General features: G+C 68.9%; 19 protein-coding genes and 2 pseudogenes. 13 read left to right on the top strand and 8 right to left on the bottom strand.

Going from position 1 to position 19,107, the window contains the following annotated elements; genetic code table 11:
• From ACZ4RZ_RS20750 to ACZ4RZ_RS20740, 3 genes are all read left to right on the top strand, one after another.
• Positions 1 to 658: RNA-guided endonuclease InsQ/TnpB family protein (locus tag ACZ4RZ_RS20750; RefSeq protein WP_467746452.1), on the top strand; the 658-nt coding region annotated here is incomplete at its 5' end.
• Positions 659 to 718: 60 nt separating this feature from the next.
• On the top strand, positions 719 to 1,180 hold the full coding sequence (locus ACZ4RZ_RS20745; RefSeq protein WP_467746450.1) for a hypothetical protein: 462 nt from the start codon (positions 719 to 721) through the stop codon (positions 1,178 to 1,180).
• Positions 1,181 to 1,261: 81 nt separating this feature from the next.
• On the top strand, positions 1,262 to 1,435 hold the full coding sequence (locus ACZ4RZ_RS20740) for a hypothetical protein (RefSeq protein WP_467746448.1): 174 nt from the start codon (positions 1,262 to 1,264) through the stop codon (positions 1,433 to 1,435).
• Positions 1,436 to 2,063: 628 nt separating this feature from the next.
• On the opposite strand, the gene ACZ4RZ_RS20735 is transcribed toward ACZ4RZ_RS20740, so the two are convergent.
• Both ACZ4RZ_RS20735 and ACZ4RZ_RS20730 read right to left on the bottom strand, forming a co-directional pair.
• A complete protein-coding gene (locus tag ACZ4RZ_RS20735) occupies positions 2,064 to 2,645 on the bottom strand; it encodes a hypothetical protein (protein WP_467746446.1) in 582 nt (193 codons plus the stop codon).
• 292 nt (positions 2,646 to 2,937) lie between these two features.
• A complete protein-coding gene (locus ACZ4RZ_RS20730) occupies positions 2,938 to 3,930 on the bottom strand; it encodes a helix-turn-helix domain-containing protein (RefSeq protein WP_467746445.1) in 993 nt (330 codons plus the stop codon).
• Between the two features lie 1,155 nt (positions 3,931 to 5,085).
• Here ACZ4RZ_RS20730 and ACZ4RZ_RS20725 point away from each other — a divergent pair.
• Both ACZ4RZ_RS20725 and ACZ4RZ_RS20720 read left to right on the top strand, forming a co-directional pair.
• The gene (locus ACZ4RZ_RS20725; RefSeq protein ID WP_467746443.1) at positions 5,086 to 5,550 is read left to right on the top strand and encodes a sortase; all 465 of its coding nucleotides are present in this window, start codon (positions 5,086 to 5,088) and stop codon (positions 5,548 to 5,550) included.
• 58 nt (positions 5,551 to 5,608) lie between these two features.
• A pseudogene (locus ACZ4RZ_RS20720) lies at positions 5,609 to 6,238 on the top strand (class F sortase); the annotation flags it as partial.
• 69 nt (positions 6,239 to 6,307) lie between these two features.
• Here ACZ4RZ_RS20720 and ACZ4RZ_RS20715 read toward each other — a convergent pair.
• Both ACZ4RZ_RS20715 and ACZ4RZ_RS20710 read right to left on the bottom strand, forming a co-directional pair.
• Positions 6,308 to 6,397, bottom strand: a pseudogene (locus tag ACZ4RZ_RS20715) (kinase); the annotation flags it as partial.
• 249 nt (positions 6,398 to 6,646) lie between these two features.
• On the bottom strand, positions 6,647 to 6,895 hold the full coding sequence (locus tag ACZ4RZ_RS20710) for a hypothetical protein (protein ID WP_467746441.1): 249 nt from the start codon (positions 6,893 to 6,895) through the stop codon (positions 6,647 to 6,649).
• On the opposite strand from ACZ4RZ_RS20710, the gene ACZ4RZ_RS20705 reads away from it, so the two are divergent.
• Complete coding sequence (locus tag ACZ4RZ_RS20705; protein WP_467746439.1) at positions 6,863 to 7,159, top strand: hypothetical protein; 297 nt, start codon at positions 6,863 to 6,865, stop codon at positions 7,157 to 7,159. The two genes, ACZ4RZ_RS20710 and ACZ4RZ_RS20705, sit on opposite strands and share 33 nt — an antisense overlap.
• A 30-nt stretch (positions 7,160 to 7,189) precedes the next feature.
• On the opposite strand, the gene ACZ4RZ_RS20700 is transcribed toward ACZ4RZ_RS20705, so the two are convergent.
• From ACZ4RZ_RS20700 to ACZ4RZ_RS20685, 4 genes are all read right to left on the bottom strand, one after another.
• Positions 7,190 to 7,819, bottom strand: a complete 630-nt coding sequence (locus ACZ4RZ_RS20700; RefSeq protein WP_467746438.1) for a flavodoxin — start codon at positions 7,817 to 7,819, stop codon at positions 7,190 to 7,192.
• Positions 7,820 to 7,988: 169 nt separating this feature from the next.
• A complete protein-coding gene (locus tag ACZ4RZ_RS20695) occupies positions 7,989 to 8,840 on the bottom strand; it encodes an aldo/keto reductase (protein WP_467746436.1) in 852 nt (283 codons plus the stop codon).
• Between the two features lie 45 nt (positions 8,841 to 8,885).
• Positions 8,886 to 9,914: a zinc-binding dehydrogenase gene (locus ACZ4RZ_RS20690; RefSeq protein ID WP_467746434.1), complete on the bottom strand. Its 1,029-nt coding sequence runs from the start codon at positions 9,912 to 9,914 to the stop codon at positions 8,886 to 8,888.
• Between the two features lie 59 nt (positions 9,915 to 9,973).
• Entirely contained in the window at positions 9,974 to 10,951 is a 978-nt protein-coding gene (locus ACZ4RZ_RS20685) for an aldo/keto reductase (protein ID WP_467746433.1), read from the bottom strand.
• 216 nt (positions 10,952 to 11,167) lie between these two features.
• On the opposite strand from ACZ4RZ_RS20685, the gene ACZ4RZ_RS20680 reads away from it, so the two are divergent.
• From ACZ4RZ_RS20680 to ACZ4RZ_RS20650, 7 genes are all read left to right on the top strand, one after another.
• Positions 11,168 to 12,076 (top strand): helix-turn-helix transcriptional regulator, encoded by a 909-nt coding sequence (locus ACZ4RZ_RS20680; protein WP_467746432.1) that lies wholly within the window; start codon positions 11,168 to 11,170, stop codon positions 12,074 to 12,076.
• Between the two features lie 316 nt (positions 12,077 to 12,392).
• Positions 12,393 to 13,844, top strand: coding sequence for an amidase (locus ACZ4RZ_RS20675; protein ID WP_467746430.1), 1,452 nt, complete (start codon positions 12,393 to 12,395; stop codon positions 13,842 to 13,844).
• 1,765 nt (positions 13,845 to 15,609) lie between these two features.
• On the top strand, positions 15,610 to 15,969 hold the full coding sequence (locus ACZ4RZ_RS20670; protein ID WP_467746428.1) for a zinc ribbon domain-containing protein YjdM: 360 nt from the start codon (positions 15,610 to 15,612) through the stop codon (positions 15,967 to 15,969).
• A 211-nt stretch (positions 15,970 to 16,180) separates the two neighbouring features.
• Complete coding sequence (locus ACZ4RZ_RS20665; protein ID WP_467746426.1) at positions 16,181 to 16,522, top strand: ArsR/SmtB family transcription factor; 342 nt, start codon at positions 16,181 to 16,183, stop codon at positions 16,520 to 16,522.
• Complete coding sequence (locus tag ACZ4RZ_RS20660; protein WP_467746424.1) at positions 16,519 to 18,252, top strand: SulP family inorganic anion transporter; 1,734 nt, start codon at positions 16,519 to 16,521, stop codon at positions 18,250 to 18,252. The genes ACZ4RZ_RS20665 and ACZ4RZ_RS20660 overlap by 4 nt, the downstream gene beginning before the upstream one ends.
• On the top strand, positions 18,249 to 18,656 hold the full coding sequence (locus tag ACZ4RZ_RS20655; RefSeq protein WP_467746422.1) for a pyridoxamine 5'-phosphate oxidase family protein: 408 nt from the start codon (positions 18,249 to 18,251) through the stop codon (positions 18,654 to 18,656). The genes ACZ4RZ_RS20660 and ACZ4RZ_RS20655 overlap by 4 nt, the downstream gene beginning before the upstream one ends.
• Positions 18,656 to 19,081, top strand: a complete 426-nt coding sequence (locus ACZ4RZ_RS20650; protein WP_467746420.1) for an ATP-binding protein — start codon at positions 18,656 to 18,658, stop codon at positions 19,079 to 19,081. The genes ACZ4RZ_RS20655 and ACZ4RZ_RS20650 overlap by 1 nt, the downstream gene beginning before the upstream one ends.
• Positions 19,082 to 19,107: the final 26 nt, after the last annotated feature.

Raw genomic sequence — 19,107 nt, 5'->3', positions numbered from 1 at the left:
GACCGGTGCCTTGTGCGGCATCGACATGGGCGTAGCCCACTTCCTCACCACCTCCCAGGGCGAGCACCAGCCGAACCCGAGGCACGGCAAACGCAACGCCGATGCCCTCGCCGGTGCGCAGCGCGCGCTGAGTGCGTTCCCGCGGCGCAAGCGTGAGAACCGCACCGCCAGGCACCGGCGGGCGGTGGAGAAGGTTGCCGAGCTGCACCGCAAGGTCAGGCGGCAGCGCACCGACCACGCGCACAAGACCGCGCTGGCGATGGTCCGCGCCTACGACGTGATTGCGCATGAGCAGCTTCGCATCGCGCACATGGTCCGCGTGCCCAAGCCCAAGCCCGACCCCGACAACGCGGGGGCGTTCCTGCCCAACGGTGCTGGCGCGAAGGCCGGGTTGAACAAGAGCATTCACGATGCGGCTTGGGGGGTGTTCCTGGGCATCCTCGCGCACAAGGCTGAAAGCGCCGGTCGCAAGCTGATCCCAGTGGACCCCCGCAACACTTCCCGCACCTGCCCCAAGTGTGGGCACGTGTCCGGCGAGAACCGCACCACCCAAGAGAAGTTCGAGTGCACCCGGTGCGGGCATATCGCCAACGCCGATCAGGTCGGTGCACTCAACGTTGCGATCAGGGCCGGGCTGGTCCTTCCTGCCGTGGCCTAGCCACTGACGGGAGAAGCCCTCCGGATTTATCCGGAGGGAGGAGTCACGAAGGGCAAGGCGATGACCGCGGTTGCAACTGACCAGCCGGCGCCCTCGGATGACGGCTGGAAGTGGATCGCCCTGGACGGGGCGTCGATCGCCTTCGACAGCGGCAACTCCACCAGCGGCGTCATGGACAAGTACAACAACGCCGGCGACGTCCAGCCGGGCACCTACCAGTGGCGCAGCCAGGACTTCGACTTGGCGCCGGCGCAGGCGCAGGACGGCACGCTGCTCTACGCGGAGGGCAACGGCGTCGCCTTGCGATGGAAGATGTCGGCGGCGGACTGGACTTCCACTCCCCGAAGGGGAGGCTTCCGGCACGATCGCAGCGTCACGGTTACGCAGCGCGAGGTCGGCCGGCGCGCCCCGTCTGGGGCTTCCTGGCGACCTTCCACGAGGCAGGCGGCCCGCTTCGGCGATGCTCGGGCAGACGATCAGGCTGCTCTTGTCGCCGCCGTCGGCGCCGTACACGCTGACTGAGCTGTAGGCCGTCTGGCCGAACGCCCCTGCAGACTGTGGTGGGGGCGTTTTAGCGTGGTCTCCCCGACTGGAGGAGCGAGCATGCCGGAGGAGTCGACGTCTGGCCGGCTGGGCATGGAGGCGCGGAGCGTGAAGTTCCCGGACGGCAGCCGCGGGATCATCCTCGTGAAGGCAGGGACGCCGCAGGATGAAGCTGATCTGATCGCGGCGCAGGTGTGGACGGAACTGCTGGAGTCGAGTGCTCCGGACGCGTAGTCGTGCAGCTGCCGGAGCCGTGCGAGCTGACAGGTTCGCGCCCCGTCTCGCGCGTCGCGCTGGGCCTGACCTGCCCGCGCGTCCCGTCTGGCTCGTACGGTGCGGCCTGCGGTTTCTGTCCGCAGGCTCGGCGCACGGGGGCTGTTGAGGCGGGGCCGCACCGTTTCGGTGGTGGGTAGTTCACGTGCCCGTTCTGCGAGCTGCCGCAGGGAGGGAGCCTGCTTTGGAGCACGACTGGGTGCCGCTGGAGCCAGGTCACCGCAGGCCGACTCATGAGGCGATCATGTTCACGCTGGCATGCCGTTATCAGGAGCAAGTCACACGTGTGCTCGTGCTCGGCGCCTTCCTCACTTCCTTCAGCACTGAACCAAGTGGAGGGGTGCGCATCACTGACGGAATCCAAAGAGCCCCACCAACCGTGGTGCTGGGATCCAGGGCGGCCGCCTCGACAGGCGAGGGACCGTGAGCCCCCTTTCAACGCCCTGACGTGGGAGCCGTCAATCGCCGTTTCATCGTTGTCGTCGCGAACAAGGTCAGCAGTCACGTCGCAGAGTCTGCCCAGACGCGTCGTCAGGCGTCAGGCGAGATGCCGATGTCGGTGGGACCGACGATCGGGGACCCGTCCGGTTCAGCGCCAGCCGCCGTGGCGAGGCTCCGAGTACGCGCCGAACGGTGGGTCATATGTCTGCCCGTCCTCGGTGGCCAACACGTAGTGAGGCTCGGTCCTTGAGGCGGCATCCCGCAATCGGATGACGAGGTCGCCGACGGGAACGACACGCAGCGACAGGGCCGCGGCCACGCGGGCACGTTCCTCGGCGATCTCGGGATTGTCCCTGGCCAAGTACCGTTCGAGGTGCTGGGCAGAGACCTGCATGACCTCCATGTTGCCCCCGGCGGAGAACCTGGGGCAGTCCTGCCATTGCAGCCCGATGATGATCTCCAGTGCGCCCGCCAGGTCGTCGGCGATCAGGCCGCCTTCCCCTTCGGAACTCGCGAACACCACCGGCCGGCGGCCGTCCTCTTCAGCGCACAGGAAATACGTCCCACCGGCGGACTCCCCGGCGATTGCCTCCAGGGGCGCACCCGAAGCAAGCCTCAAGCCCTCGCCGGACCGCTTCCGCCCGATGTCGAAACTGAAGGATGACCGCAGCAGCCCGTGGATGTCCGGGGTGTGCTGGATCAGGTCGAGCAGATGATCACTTGCGGTCATGGCATGGACGATAGCGAGTGCCATTGACACGCAAGGCCCAGGACGAACAGCGGGCCCGTGACCCGACCCTGGCGCGACTGCGATGGATGACGTACTCCGTATTCCGCTACGGGTGTCGGGCCGGGTGATCGAGGGGGTTCGCAGTCACGTACGGGCACGTATCCGGTATCGAGGAGTCGGCCCGGCCTGTTCGGTATCGAGGAGTCGGCCCGGCCCGGTCGACCGGCGACGGACCGGTCTGGTGCCCCAATTGGAGGGTGAGGGCGGAACCATCCGAGGCGCAAGAGGTACCTCAGCCAGGCCGCCCGGCGAGGTTCCGCGACTGCGGTTCTCCGTGGCTTCGGCGGTATTCGCCTGGGGGCATTCCGTAGCGAGCCTTGAAGGTCCGGCTGAAGGCGGCGGCATCGGAGAAACCGGCGCGGACCGCGATCGCGGCGACACTCCGGCCGGCCAGACGGGGGTCAGCAAGGTCGGCCCGGCAGCGCTCCAGCCGTTGCTCCCGGATGAATTCACCGATCGTCCTGCCGTCCTCCCGGAAGAGGTAGTGCAAGGCGCGCAGCGAGATGTGGTGGGCCGCGGCGACGGCCGTGGGGGTGAGCTCCGGCTCGCCGAGCCGGGACCGGATGAAGGACTTGATCTGGTGCAGCTGCGCCACCCGTCGTGCGGCTATGGTCTGCGGCCCGTCAGTGTCGATCAGACTCGCCAGGAACGCGGTGGTCAGGTCGACCACGGCAGATGTCAGCCGGTTGGTCTGACCGGCCTCCAGCTTCGGCCCCTGCTCGACGAGCCCACCGAGCAACTGGCTGAGCAGGGCACCGATGCCCGTGCGGGACGGCAGCGCAGTAGCCACCATCCGACGCAACGCCTGCTCCGGAACGGGCACCGCGCGCCGGGGCAGATGCAGCACGATGGACTGGGCCACGTCGTCGGTGGCGATCGATGCCCAGTACGGCTGAGAGGTGTCGTAGAGGACCAGGTCACCGGGGCTCGGATTTACCTGGTTACGGCCCTGCTCCCTCTGCATGGCCCCTTTGACGACCAGGGCCAGTACCCACAGTTCGGGGTCGGAACGCTGGATGAGGCGTCGCGAACGTATCGACTGCATAGCAGGGAACACGACGCTGGAGACACCGATCCCGTCGCCCAGCGACAACAGCGTCGCCGAGGCTGAGAAGTCCGCGACGTGCTCGGTGACGATGTCGTGCGGTGCCATGTCGCGTGCCACCAGCTCGCAGAACCAGCTGAACCGCTCGGCTGCCGGCAGGTCCCGGCTACACAGCGTCAACACCCTATAGTCACACCCCGTCTTGGCAGCCGCCCCAGACAGACGCAGGGCGCCGCTTCCACCCCACATGCATAGTCTTGCATCGCAAACGGCCTGGGGAAGCGCGTTATGCGTCAACTACAGCCGTGACGAGTCCGACGGCCGTTGCGTTCAACGCCTCCCTCCGCCCCGTACCGCTGAGGACGGACATCTGGTCGGCCACTGTGCGCACGAACCCGCGCAGCAGCACGCTGACCATCGAAGCGCTCGTCAGGCGGCACGCCACACAGGTCGACTTCGATCGCGAACACCCCCGTATGTGGTGCGCTGAACATCAACAGTTCCTGCGCTGGCCATCAATGACCTGCAGAGTCCCGGGCGGCGAGGATAAGCCCGTCGACCACACCAGACGGACCGTGGTACGGGGCGGCCACGGCCGCCGGGCGGAGCCCGGGGATTTGAGGGGGAAGTTCCCCGGGCTCCGCCTGGCCCAGACCCTGCCGGGCCACACCCGGGCCCGATACCGGCCGTTCCGGCGGTGTGCCGTCAAACATCGAGCCACCAGGGCCTTCTGGCGCTCACGGCCTTCAGCGCCTCGTGCGGCAATCGAGGCCCGCCTCGCCCGCCCGCTGGACGCCGCGGCGGACACGTGGGCCGGGCTGACGCGCGGCTACGGCTCACGAGCGGAGTGGCACGCCAAGTGCCGCCGCCTGCACGCGCTCAAGGACCGATTTTGGCAACACCGTGGTCCGTGGGAGTTGACGTGTTTGAGGCCCTCGGCACGCAGGATGGCAGGCTGTGGCGGCGTCTTCGCCTACCGGACGATGAGCTGCTGGACGTCTGGTGGCGGGCCGGTGAGCGGGTCCCACGGGGTGGCTGCGCATACGACCGTGCGCCGGGGTCAGCCTGGGGACGAGGGCCGTTAGCCCATCCGCTGTCCGCCGGCGAATCCTCCACTGCGTCGGCCTCTGCTGCAGCGACCTGCGTAAATGCTCATGCGAGAGCAGTCATTACGCCTGCCCGAGTGACACATGTGCCGATGCGTCATGTTGCGGAGCTGACGGAGTGTCGGTTGCCTCGTCGGTGGAGCACAACAGGGGCACCGCGCAGACAGGCCGGTCACTGCTCCATTGGAGGATTCCCTTGCGAAACACACACGTTGGCGCTGGTATCGGCATGGTTATCGGTGTCCTGGCTCTGCAGAGTCCGTCCGCTGTCGGCGCCGGTGACTCAGATCTCCACATCCGCCCGGGGAATGCCTCCCCGGGCTCTACGGTCACCGTCAGCACCACGGCCTGCGGCCCGGACGTCACCTACGGCAAGGGCGAGTCGGAGGCGGGAGGACCGTTCCACCTCTTCGAAGGCGACCACGAGGGCGAGCTCACCGGCGAGTTCCAGATCCCGGAGGACAGAAGTCCCGACACGGACACCGACACCGTCACCGTCAAGTGCCCGCCACGGACCAAGATCATTGACACATACCAGATCACCGGCCGCCAGCCGAACGGCGCCGTCGAAGCGGGCTTCGCAGATACCAGGGACACCGATACACCCATCGCTGTGGGCGGTGTGCTGCTCGCCGCGGCCGCCGCCGGGTGTCTGCTCAGGATGCGCCGCCGCTCACACGGCAACCGAACCTGACCGCCCACTCCCCCGCGCCTGCCCCCGGCACCGCACACACCCCCGAGGGGCCGCACGAATGAACCCCACCCGGCTGCAGGCAAGAGGCCCAACCGCGATGGAACCCGCACTCAAGACCAGCGCGCCCCTACACACCTTCGTCCGCACGGTCACGCACCTGGCACTGGCACTGGCACTGGTGACAGGTACCGTGCTGATGATCGGCGCGATGCACGACAGGCAGCCACCGCAGCCTTCGGCCGGCCAGGCCTTCTCCACCCCCTCGGCCGGCCCCACGCCCGGCCGCACCGCCGCCCAGCCGCTGCCCCCCGCACAGCCCGTCCGACTTCGCATCCCCGCCATCAACGTGAACGCCCCCATGACAAAGCTGGACCTCGACAGCGCGGGGGCGCTACGGCCCCCGCCCGCCGACAACCCCAACCTCGCCGGCTGGTACGGCCAGGGCACCGCACCAGGCTCGGCGGGCACAGCCCTCACCGCCGGGCATGTGGACCTGCCCGGCGGCAGCCCCGGCGTTTTCTACCAGCTCGGCGCCCTGGCCAAGGGCGACACGATCGAGATCAGCCGGGCAGACGGGCGCACAGCCGTATTCACCGTCGACGCCGTGGAGGTCTACGACAAGAAGAAATTCCCCAACAAAAAGGTCTACGGCAGCTCCGACCTGCCCGAACTACGGGTCATCACCTGCGGCGGCTACGTCGCGAACACCGGATACCAGGCCAATGTCGTCGTCTACGCGACGCTCACCGCAGTGAAACAGGCCGATGTTCGCCGCGCCGGTCCGGTCCCTCTGGCGCAGCACGATGCGGCAGAGGTTGTCCCGGCCGACCAGGGCCAGGCCGCGGCCGGAGTTACCGACGCCCCCTCCCCTGCTCCGGAAGGGGCGTGATCAGCGTGGCCCGGAACCGCCGTCTGATCCTGAGCTCGCCGTCCGAGTGTGGTGCCTGCTGGGCGACGGCCACCGCTACGGGGAGTGAGCAACCCGGCGACGGCCTGGACGATGTCGGTCATGTGCTCGCGGCGGTACAGATGCCCAAAGTCGGCCCCCTGACCGACGAGGAGTACCTCGCACCCGGCCATCGCCCCCGCAACGGCCTCACAGCGCCAGCAGTACCTGCGGTTTCGCTGGCGCATCCTGCCCGCCGAGGCCGAACTGCTCACCCACACCGCGCGCACGATCCTCGACGAGCACGGCATCGGCGAACCCGTCCAGTGGGCCCCTCGACTCGACGCCGCCAGTCTGCGCCGCCTCCACCTGCCGGGGCCTGATCCGGACAGCATCACCGTTGCCCGGCTCCACCAGGCCGTGCCCGTGGGCGACTTCGCCGTCGCCCAGGTCGCGCAAGATCTGAACACCACCACGGCCGACGTCATCTATCTGTTGTCCCGGCACCCGGTCGACTGGAGCCCGCCCCGGTTTCGCCGCACTCAGCACACAGCCACCCGCATCGAACAATGGCGCACCTGGTACGAGCAAGACCACCTGTCGCTCCAGGACATCGCGGACCGGGAAGGAACGAGCCTCGCCACCGTGCGCCTGGCACTGCTCAAGAACGACGTTCCGCTCCGCCCGGCCGGGTCCTGTCCGGGACGCCCGAGGAGGAGATGAGCTGGCCTGGGTCCGCTGGGTTTGCTGGGTTCAGGAGGCGATGAGGCTGATGCGCTGCAGCCAGGCGTGGATGTCGCTGTCGGCTTGGTCGGCTTCTTCGCCCTGCACTGCCAGTCCGTCGGCGAAGGTCGCGCCAGGGCAGGAAGCTGCGTAGTCGCGCGCGGTGGTGCCCAGGCCGCTCATGACGTGGGTGGTGAAAGGAACGACGGTCTTGCCGGTGAAGTCGAGCTTCTCCGTAAACGTCGTCATGATCATGGGTGCGCGGACGTTCCAGATGGGGCTGCCCAGCAGCACGGTGTCGTAGCTGTCCAGGTCAGGAAGCGAGCCCTTGATGGCGGGGCGGGCGTCGGCGTCCTGTTCGCGGACGTTGCGCTTCACGGTCGCGCCGTAGCTCTCCGGGTAGGGGGCGGTGGGCTCGATCCGGTACAGGTCGCAGTCGATGAGATCTTGGATTTTGCGGGCCATGACTTCGGTGTTGCCGACCTTCAGCGTGGTGCGATCGCCGTAGTAGTAGTTCTCGCCGGGGCGGGAGAAGTACGCGAGCAGCACCTTGCCGCGCGCTGTGCCGGTCGGCGGTGCACTGGGCGACGTCTGGCGCCCCTGGTCGGATCCCTGCTGGTCGTCGGCGGGTGTACAGCTGGTGAGGTGGGGTCCGGTCATGACGGTGATTCCTGTCAGCAACGCGGCGCGGAGGATCGTACGTCGCCGAACTGTGGTGGGGTCCTGCTGGTTCACAGATGTGCCCTTCGCGGAGGGATCTGGCAGCGGGAGGGGCGGCGAGCGACAGCTCGAGCATGGTGCTGCCGCTCGTCCCGTTGTGCGTGCGGGTTCAGGCGTCCAGGCGACGCTTGGCGAGCCAGGTGACGATCTCGGGATCATGATGGTCGAAGAACAGAGAGCTGCCGGTGTCGAGGGTGGCGATCTGGGCCAGCTGCTCGTCGGTGAGCTGGAAGTCGAAGACGTCCATGTTCTCCGCCATGCGCTCGGCGCGAACCGACTTGGGGATCGCGATGACACCGCGCTGGGTCAGCCAGCGCAGCACGACCTGCGCCACGGACTTGCCGTACTCCTTGCCGACACCGGCCAGCAGCGGGTTACTGAACAGGTCGTTCTTGCCTTCGGCGAACCCGCCCCAGGACTGGATCTGCACGCCGTGCTCCCGCATCAGGTCCTGGTAGTCGGCGCGCTGGAAGAAGGGGTGGGTCTCGATCTGATTGACCGCGGGGGTGATCTCGTTGTTGACGATCAGGTCGATCAGCCGGTCGGGGTAGAAGTTGGCGACCCCGATCGCCTTGGCGCGGCCCTCACGGTTGAGGGCTTCCATGGCGCGCCACTGGCCGTAGACGTCGCCGAAGGGCTGGTGCATCAGGTACAGGTCGAGGTAGTCCAAGCCCAGCTTGTTCAGGGACGTCTCGAAGGCACGTCGGGTGTTGGCCTCGGCGGGGGCGTCCTGCACCCACAGCTTGGTGGTGACGAACAGGTCCTCGCGCGGGATGCCGCTGGACTTGATGGCGCGGCCGACGGCTTCCTCGTTGCCGTAAGCGGCGGCGGTGTCCAGCAGGCAGTAGCCGGCGGCCAGCGCGTCGGCGACGGCGCGCTCGGTGTCTTCGGCGGGGATCTGGTAGACGCCAAAGCCGAGGAGCGGCATCTCGACGCCGTTGTTCAAGGTCACGTACTGCATGAGCGGGGTCCTTCGCGGTGTGCGGGTGACGGAAAAGGTGGGGGTTCAGGGGCGGATGAGGGCCTTGAGGACCCTGCGGTCGGCCATGGCCCTGTAGGCGTCCGGCGTCCGGGCGAGGGTGAATTCCTGGTCGAAGACGCGGCCGGGGGCGATGGCGCCGTCGAGGACGTCGGGCAGCAGTTGCTCGATGTAGGCGCGGGCGGGGCTGGCGCCGCCGGTCAGGGTGATGTTGCGCATGAACTCGGCGGGGCCGATCGGCCCCTGCTCGTACTGCGGGACGCCGAGCCGGCTGATGGTGCCGCCGTCCAGGACCGCGCCCAGGGCGGTGTCGAGGGCCTGGCGGGTGCCGACGGCCTCGATCACCTTGTCCACACCACCGGTCAGCTCGCGGATACGGGCGATGCCTTCTTCTCCACGCTCGGCGACGACGTCGGTGGCGCCGAAGTGGTGGCCCAGGTCGGTGCGCGCCTGGTGGCGGCCCGCGAGGACGATCCGCTCGGCTCCGAGTCGCTTGGCAGCGATGACCGCGCACAGGCCGACCGCGCCGTCACCGACGACGAGCACGGCGTCGCCGCGGGTGACGCCGGCGGTGACCGCGCCGTGGTGGCCGGTGGTCATCACGTCCGACAGGGCCAGCAGCGACGGCAGCAGTGCGGAGTCGGCGGCCACCGGCAGCTTCACGAGGGTGCCGTCAGCGTAGGGGACGCGGATGGCTTCGCCCTGCCCGCCGTCGACGCCGTCGAATCCGTATCGGCCGCCGTTGCGGCACGAGATGTGCAGGCCCGTGGCGCAATAGTCGCAGGTGTTGTCGCTGTAGGTGAACGGCGCCACGACCAGGTCGCCTGTCTTCAGGCCGGTTACGTCCGCACCGGTCTCTTCGACGATGCCGAGGAACTCGTGGCCCATGGGTCGGCCGGTGTCGGTCGCGGGCATCGATCGGTACGGCCACAGGTCACTGCCGCACACGCACGCGGCGAGCGTGCGCACGACAGCGTCGGTGGGATTCACGATCTCCGGATCGGGCCGGTCCTCGACGCGGACGTCTCCGGCGCCGTACAACACTGCTGCACGCATGAAAGGGGGTACTCCAAACGGGGGAACGGGGTGCCGAACCGAGCGGTGGGGGCGCAGGGTCAGCGTTCGAGCATCTGCGCCTGCGCCTCGGTGTGCGTGTCGCCGGCGGCGGGCGGCAGGCTGCTGAGCTTGTCGAGCTGCTCGCCGGTCAGCGTCACGGCATCGGCGGCCGTGTTCTCCTCGACGCGGCTGACCCGCTTGGTGCCGGGGATCGGGGCGATGTCGTCACCCTGGGCGAGCAGCCACGCCAGGGCCACCTGCGCGGGCGTGGCGCCGACGTCGGCGGCCAGGGCCTGCACCTCGTCGGCGATCGCGAGATTGCGCTGGAAGTTCTCGCCGGTGAAGCGCGGATTGTCGCGACGGAAGTCGGAGGCGTCGAACTGGTCCGTGGAGCGGATGGTGCCGGTCAGGAAGCCGCGGCCGAGCGGCGAGAACGGCACCAGGCCGATGTTCAACTCCCGCAGCACGGGCAGGACGCGCTCCTCGATCCCCCGTGTCCACAGGGAGTACTCCGACTGGACCGCGGTGACCGGCTGGACGGCGTGGGCGCGGCGGATCGTGTCCGGGCCGGCCTCCGAGAGGCCGAACGCGCGCACCTTGCCCTCGGCGATCAGCTCGGCGACGGCGCCGGCGGTCTCCTCGATCGGCGTGTTCGGATCCACCCGGTGCTGGTAGTACAAGTCGATGTAATCGGTGCCCAGCCGCTTCAGGGAGCCCTCGACGGCGGCGCGGACGTTGGCCGGTCCGGAGTCCAGATTCCAGGCCCCCTCTCCACCGTGGGCGACCAGGCCGAACTTCGTGGCCAGCACCACCTGGTCCCGGCGCCCCTTCAGCGCCCGGCCCAGCAGCTCTTCGTTGGTGTAGGGGCCGTAGATCTCAGCGGTGTCGATGAGTGTGACGCCCAGCTCCAGCGCCCGGTGCACGGCCCTGATCGACTCCGCCTCGTCGGTGCCGGAGCCGGTGTAGCCGTGGGACATGCCCATCGCACCCAGCCCGATCCGGGAAACCTCCAGGTCACGCAGATTGATGTACCGCATTTCGCCCTCTCCGGTTCGTGGTGCTGCCCGGCACCCTCCCTCTCGCCCTGCCTGGCAGGTCGTGCCTGCGGTGGCTGGGCGGGGCCGGGGTACCGGCGTCTTGCTCCTTCACCTTCGCCCGGATTGAGCCGGTGTGGCAGGGCGGGCTCTTCAGGGGTAATGACAGGGCCCCCCTCCCGCCTGCACGGCGGGTGCCCAACGGGTGAGACTGGAGTCATGGCATCCGAGAGCGCGCACAGCGAGGGCGCCGAGCTGGGCCGCTACCTGCGCGCCCGCCGCACCCAAACCAGCCCCGAACGCGTCGGCCTCACTATCGGTGCCGGCATCCGCCGCACCCCCGGCCTGCGCCGCGAGGAGCTGGCCACCCTCGCCGGCATCAGCATCGACTACTACGTGCGCCTGGAACGCGGCAAGGAGACTCGCCCCAGCCCCGCCGTCCTCGACTCGCTCGCCCGCGCTCTGCACATGGACGACCAGGAACACCAGCACCTGCGCGAGCTCGCCGCCCGCGCCGCCCGCTACGTCTCCGAACCACCGCCCGCACCCAGCCGCACCGTGCGCCCCCACCTCAAGCTGCTGCTCGAATCACTGCGCCCGAACCCGGCCTACGTCATCAGCCGCAGCATGGACATGCTCGCCTGGAACCCCGGCGGCCTCGCCCTCTACGCGGGCCTGGACGACTGGCCCGTCAAACAGCGCAACCTGGCCCGCTACCTCTTCCTGCACCCTGCAGCCCGCGACCTCTTCCCCGACTGGGACCGGCAGATCACCGCATGCGTCGCCCGTCTGCGTGCCATCGCCGGCACCGCCCCCGACGCCCCCGACCTCACCAACCTCGTCGGCGAACTCCTCCTCAAGAGCCCCGACTTCGCGGGGCTGTGGGAACGCTACGAGGTGACCGGACGCAAGCCCGCGCACAAGACGTTCCAGCACCCCCAAGTCGGGACGGTCACCCTGACCTCACAGTCATTGCACGTGGAAGGCACCCCCGGTCAGCGCATCGGCGTCTACACCGCCGAACCCGGCAGCCCGGACCACGACGCCCTGCTCCTGCTCGACATGACCGCACCGCGGCCAACAGAACGTCCCGCTCCCGCCCCGAAAGCCACCGGGCAGCAGCCGTAAGCCACCGCGGCACGCGACCTACGGCCGTTGCCCTCACAGGCCCGTGAGGGAAATGCCACGTCCCTGAGACAACGCCGCTGAGCCACGACGTGAGACAACGGCGGCCATGACGTGGGGCAGGGGAGGTTCGCGTGTCAACTCCACCGTGACAGTCAGTCTCCGTCCAGGCGGAGGCGAAGCCGCAGCGCGTCGCCATCGCCAGCGGGCGGGCGAATCGTCTGTGGCCAGAGAGAAACATCATGAGTCTTGAGACATCCAACTCGTTGTGCGAAGCGGCATTTCATGACCTCTTCCAGTGGCCGATACGGTCGGATTCATGGAGTGGAATTTTCCGACGGCCGAAAACCTCGCGGCTGCCTTGCGTTCCGGTGAAGTGACCTCGGCGGAACTGACCGACGAGGCGATCACCCGTATCGAGCGGGACGACAAGGCGATCAACGCGATCTGTGTGCCGGACTTCGGCCGGGCACGGGCCGCCGCGCGCGGTGCCGACCAGGCGCGCGCCCGCGGTGAGGACCGGCCGCTGCTCGGCATTCCGGTGACGGTCAAAGAGTCCTACAACATCGCCGGACTGCCCACGACCTGGGGCATGCCGCTGCACCGGAACTACATGCCGGCCGAGGACGCGGTGCAGGTGTCGCGGCTCAAGGCCGCGGGCGCGGTGGTGCTCGGCAAGACCAATGTGCCTTTGGGGCTGCAGGACGTGCAGAGCTTCAACGAGATCTACGGCACCACCAACAACCCGTGGGACCACCGTCGTACGTCGGGCGGATCCTCCGGCGGCTCGGCGGCGGCCCTGGCGTCCGGATTCGGCGCGCTGTCCATCGGCTCCGACCTCGCCGGCTCGTTGCGCACCCCCGCGCATTTCTGCGGCATTTACGCGCACAAGCCGACACTCGGGCTGGCGGCGAGCCGCGGCATGGTCCCGCCGCCCGGGCCGGCCCTGCCGGTCGAGCACGACCTCGCCGTCGTCGGTCCGATGGCGCGCACCGCTCGCGACCTCACGCTCCTGCTCGACGTCATGGCCGGACCGGACCCGCTGACGCTCGGTGTGGCGTACCACCTGACGCTGCCGCCCGCGCGCCACGAACGGCTCCGCGACTTCCGGGTCCTGGTCCTCGACGAGCATCCGCTCATTCCGACCGGGTCCGCCGTGCGGGCGGGCGTGGGCCGGGTGGCCGACGCGCTTGTCGACGGCGGTGCCCGCGTCGAGCGGGACAGTCCGCTGCTGCCCGATCTGACCGAAGCCGCGGTGCTCTATACGCAGTTCCTGTTTTCGGGCTCCGTTGCACGTTTTCCCGTCGAAGCGTACGAGCAGCTGCAGGCCCGCGCCGCCGGACTGAGCGCAGACGACCAGAGTCTCGATGCGGCGCGGCTGCGCGGCATGGTGTTCAGCCACCGCGACTGGATCGAGGCGAACAGCTTTCGCGAGCTCCACCGCCATGGCTGGCGGCAGTTCTTCGCCGAGTTCGACGCCGTGGTGTGTCCCATCACGCCCACTCCCGCGTTCCCGCACGACCACAACCCCGACCTGATGAAACGTCGGATCGACATCGACGGCGTCGAGTATCCGTACTTCGACCAGCTCGTCTGGGCCGGTCTGGCCACCATGCCCGGTCTACCCGCCACCGCTATACCAGCGGGCCGGTCGCCCGAGGGTCTGCCGGTGGGAGTGCAGCTCATCGGTCCGATGTTCGAGGACCGCACCCCGCTGCGGCTGGCCGAATTGCTTGAGCAGAAGATCGGCGGCCTCCAGGCACCGAAGTAGGGCGTACTACCTGGGTGTCCGTCGAGGGCGAGGTGCGGATCACGACGAGATCCTCCGAATGCGCGCAGTCGCTGCCCGGCACGCGAATGTCACCCGCCTCCCGCAACACGACAGGAGGTCGTCGCCGCAGGTCAGCGGCGTGCACTCTCATCGGTGGCCTGGCGAACCACGGGGAAGTGCAGTGGAGTTGAGACGGTCCACCGATGGCCGCCGCGACGCGTCGCGACAGCAGCCGGTGGCCGCTCTCCTCGATCGCGACGCTGTGGTGATGGGTCTTGCCTGCGTCGATGCCGGCCCAGATCGCGGCCATAGTGCCTCCGTGCGGTGCGGTGTGCAGATGCCTCCCGACGGACGACCTCGTGTCGATTCCCTACGGAGCGATCATTCGCAATTCCTAATTGGCAGCCGAGTCGTCGTGGGGCGTCGGGCGGCCAATCAGTGGAAGCCACAAGCGGCAGAAGGTTGAAAGCCACACCCGACGCCCCTGGGTGGGCCAACCATACGAACGGCTCGCCCGGTGCCGGAACAGAACGTAGGGAAGCTTGATGACCGTGAGGTTCGTGCCGTCGAAGATTGACCGCGTCAGTCAACCCAGCAGGTCGGCTACCTCAATGCCGAGCACAACCTCCGGCCGGCGGGCCCGCCCGCTGGGGCCCGCCAGATCGCCGTGCTGCGGGAGTTCATCGCACGTGTGAAGCTGGATGCTGGACTTCATTGATCGCGGAGGTCATCCGCCACCACGAGACGACAACTCGTGCTGAGCCCTGACGGGGAAGGCTCCAGCGGCCCGGGTGTGCTCCTCGGATCCGCCCCCGAACCAACAGGCCCGGTCATCGTGGCGCCCTCCCCAGAGGTGAGTCGAGGCGTGGACATCGAGCTGACGTACGGCAAAGGGCTTTTGCGTGGAATCGGCGGCGTGGAGATCGCCTATGGCCAACGGGAGTGGCTGGACAGCACACCCCGCGCCCTGGGTTCATGGACGCTGGAGTACCAGCGGTTCAGTTCAACCTTGTGCGCCGTGGGCGGCATCGAGATCACCTACCGCCGGTGGTCCAGCCTGCCGCTCGCCGTCGGTCAGTGGAGCTGTGAGCACAGCAGGTTCGGCGGCCGCCTGCTGCGCATCGGCCCTTATGAACTGAGGTACGACCGACGCGGCGGCCGTGTGTGTGCCGTCGGCCCGCTCGAGATCTCCTACGACCAACGCGGAAGCCGTCCCATACGCGTGCGACTGCATGACGAGGGCGAGTCGCTGTCCGACGACCTCCTCCTCGCGCTCTTCCTCGTGCTGTTTTGGCTCAGCAGAGCTGGGATGCGTACTACCAAGCCAAGAACTGATCAACGAAGGAACTGGCCGGCCGCGGGCCTTGCCGGCCCGAGGGCTGCATTCGCATCGCCCGCAGGAGGGTTCACTACCTCGCAACCCCGGGGCCTGGTGATCGTGGGACGTTGCCGAGCACGAGGGAGTGCACAGGTCAGTCCTACGGCGGTCAAACATCGGTGGCACGCAAGCAGCCTTCGCTGTCACGGGACACGTGGCGGGAGAGCCCAGCGCAGGAACGTCTGCTAAGCCTTGGCGTGCGCCAGGCGATAGGAGTCGGTGCCATGGGGAATCCTGTGCCCAACCGGTGATCCGGGTGGCGCACAGGGCGGCCAGGCGGGCCACGGCCTAGACCGGTCCCTCGTTCCGGGCAGGGCCTCGGCCATGTCGAGGTTGGTCATTTCTCGTCCCGTCGGGGCGTAGGCCGCGGACGGATATCCTGACAGGGTGATCGAGAATCTTCCTCCCTGTCCGAAGTGCTCATGTGAGTACACCTACGAGATGAACGCCCTCGTGGTGTGCCCGGAGTGCGGCCACGAATGGGTTCCCGCCGAGAGCGCCGCGGGCGGCGGGGATGCCGCCGGTGAGCGGGTGGTCAGGGACTCTGTCGGCAATGTGCTGCAGGACGGCGACTCCGTGGTCGTCGTCAAGGCGCTCAAGGTCAAGGGGAGCCCCTCGGGGATCAAGGCCGGTACCAAGGTGCGCGGCATCCGGCTGGTCGACGGGGTCGACGGCCATGACATCGACTGCAAGATCGACGGTTTCGGAGCGATGCAGCTCAAGTCCAGCGTGGTCAAGAAAGCCTGACCTTCGGCTGGTGGTGGGAGACCGGCTGTCTGTCACCGTTTCCGCCTCGGCTGGTCTTCCCGTTCGTGGAGGATTCTTCCGGGCGGCAGCAGGATGCTGAATTGCAAAATTTTGCAATTGGTTAGATGCTGTGTTGGCAGTGCCCGCAGGTAGCCACGGGCACAGCCTTCGCTTGCCCCGGGTGGGGCGCTGTCGGGGAAGCCGAGGGGTTGTGTCCGTTCCGCTGTACCAGGCCAAGGCCGAGTTCTTCCGGATGCTGGGGCATCCCGTACGGATACGGGTGCTGGAGCTGCTGCAGGACGGGCCGATGCCGGTACGTGATCTGCTGGCCGAGATCGAGGTGGAGCCCTCCAGCCTGTCGCAGCAGCTGGCGGTATTGCGCCGCTCGGGCATCGTCAGCTCCCAGCGCGAGGGCTCGACCGTGGTGTACGCGCTCGCCAGCGGGGACGTCGCCGACCTGATGGGGGCCGCTCGCCGGATCCTGACCGAGATGCTGGCAGGGAAGAACGAGCTGCTGGCCGAGTTGCGGGAAGCCGAGGTCGCCGCGCAATGAGAGTCTCGCTTGGCCGGGTCGGGCCCCGGCTCACCGCGCTGCTGCCCGGCCGTACGGATGTGGCGGAGATTCGCCGCGCCCCGCGCCGGGACCTGCTGGCAGGCCTCACGGTGGCGATCGTCGCGCTGCCGCTCGCGCTCGGTTTCGGCGTCTCCTCCGGCCTCGGCGCCGAGGCGGGGCTGGCGACCGCGGTCATCGCCGGCGCGCTCGCCGCGGTGTTCGGCGGTTCGAATCTTCAGGTGTCGGGGCCGACGGGCGCGATGACGGTGGTGCTGGTGCCGATCGTCGCGGAATACGGACCGTCCGGAGTGCTCACGGTCGGGCTGATGGCAGGCGTGATGCTTGTCGCGCTCGCCCTGCTGAGATCCGGGAAGTACATGCAGTACGTGCCTGCCCCGGTCGTCGAGGGCTTCACTCTCGGCATCGCCTGCGTGATCGGTCTCCAGCAGATCCCGAACGCCCTGGGGGTGCCCAAGCCCGAGGGGGACCGTGTTCTCGTGGTGACCTGGCGCGCCCTGGAGGAGTTCGCGAAGACCCCGAACTGGACCGCCGTGTCCTTCGCCGTGGCGGTCGCCGCCGTGATGCTCGTCGGCGCCCGTTGGCGGCCCATGATCCCCTTCTCCATCCTCGCGGTGATCGCGGCCACCGTGGTGGCGCAGGTCGCCGGCCTGGACGCGGCGAAGCCGATCGGGGACCTGCCGTCCGGCCTGCCCGCGCCGTCCCTCGCCTTCCTCGACCCGGGCGCGCTCGGTTCGCTGCTCGCCCCGGCCGTCGCGGTGGCGGCGCTGGCCGCTCTGGAGTCCCTGCTGTCGGCCTCGGTCGCCGACGGCATGACGGTGGGCCAGAAGCACGACCCGGACCGCGAGTTGTTCGGGCAAGGCCTGGCCAACATCGCGGCCCCGCTGTTCGGTGGGGTGCCCGCGACCGGCGCGATCGCGCGGACCGCGGTCAACGTCCGTACCGGCGCCGGGTCCCGGCTGGCGGCCCTCACCCACGCTGTGATCCTCGCGGTGATCGTGTTCGCGGCCGCGCCCCTCGTCTCCAGGATCCCGCTCGCCGCGCTCGCGGGCGTGCTGCTGGCCACCGCGATCCGCATGGTGGAGGTCGGCTCGCTGCGGGCCATGGCCAGGGCCACCCGCTCCGACGCGCTGATCCTCGTCCTCACCGCCGTCGCGACCCTCGCGCTCGACCTCGTCTACGCCGTGATCATCGGCCTGGTGGTCGCGGGTGCGCTCGCCCTGCGTGCGGTGGCCAAGCAGGCCCGGCTGGACCATGTCCCGCTTGACCGCGGTGACCACAGTGCCGAGGAGCACGCGCTGCTCGCCGAGCACATCGTGGCGTACCGCATCGACGGTCCGCTGTTCTTCGCCGGCGCCCACCGCTTCCTCCTGGAACTGGCCGAGGTCGCCGACGTGCGCGTCGTCATCCTGCGCATGTCCCGGGTCACCACCATCGACGCCACCGGCGCGCTCGTCCTGAAGGACGCGGTGGAGAAGCTCGGCCGGCGCGGCATCGTCGTCATGACGTCCGGGATACGCCCCGGCCAGCGCCAGGTCCTGGACTCGGTCGGCGCACTGGAGCTGCTGCGCCGGGAGGGACGCGAGTACGCCACCACGCCCGAGGCGATCCGGGGCGCCCGCACCTACCTGGAGTGCGCCGGTGTCATGCCGCCGCTGCCCGCCCAGACCTCCCGGCCCATCAGCGAGGAAACAGAGGAAACCGTCGGATGAGCACTGAGCCCGCATCGCTGCGCATGGTCGAGGTCTCCGGTGCCGAGGCACTGTGGCTGCTGGAGGGCAGCGCACTGGGCCGGCTGGTGTACACGCAGCGGGACCTGACCGTCATCCGGCCCGGCCGGCACACGTGGGAGTACGGGCGTCTGGTGGTGCGCACGCCCGCCCCGGCCGCCGCGGTTCCCCGGACAGCGACGTACCACGTGGACGAGGTCCGCGCGGCGACCGGCGCCGGCTGGAGCGTCACCGTCGCGGGGTCGGTCGATGTGATCACCGATCCCGACGAGGCCGCCCACTACCAGCGCACCCTCGCCGGCTGGTCCCATGGGCCCCACGACACCCTGCTGCGCCTGCACCCCCAGACCGTGAGCGGATTCCGCCTCGCCCGCGCGGAGGCGTGATGAGCACCCGGCTCGAAGCCCTGCCCTACCGACATGTGCTCACGTTGCCTGCGATGCCGTCCGCCGTCCGGATGGCCCGGGAGACCGCCGAGCAGGCCCTGGTCGAGTGGGGCATGAACCCGCGCCATCCCACCGTCGGCCCGGCCCTGCTGATCCTCAGCGAGCTGGTCACCAACAGCGTCCGGCACGCGGCGGTGCTCTCCCCGCAGGTGACCGTCATCTATGCGGCAGGCGAGGACTGTCTGGCCTTCGCTGTCCATGACCGCCACCCCTACCAGCCGCCTCTGTACGGCGCGGTCACCGGCACCGGAACGGGTGGTCTGGCCACGGTCATGGAACTCACCCTCGGCCTGGGCGGCACCGCGGTGGTCCGGGGCGACGCCGACGGCAAGGGGAAGAGCATCTGGATCACCCTCCCACTCTGACCGAACGGGCCGACCGCGCAAGGAAG

The organism is Streptomyces sp. NPDC027189, from assembly GCF_055566975.1.
This window is presented reverse-complemented; position numbering and strand designations above follow the sequence as displayed.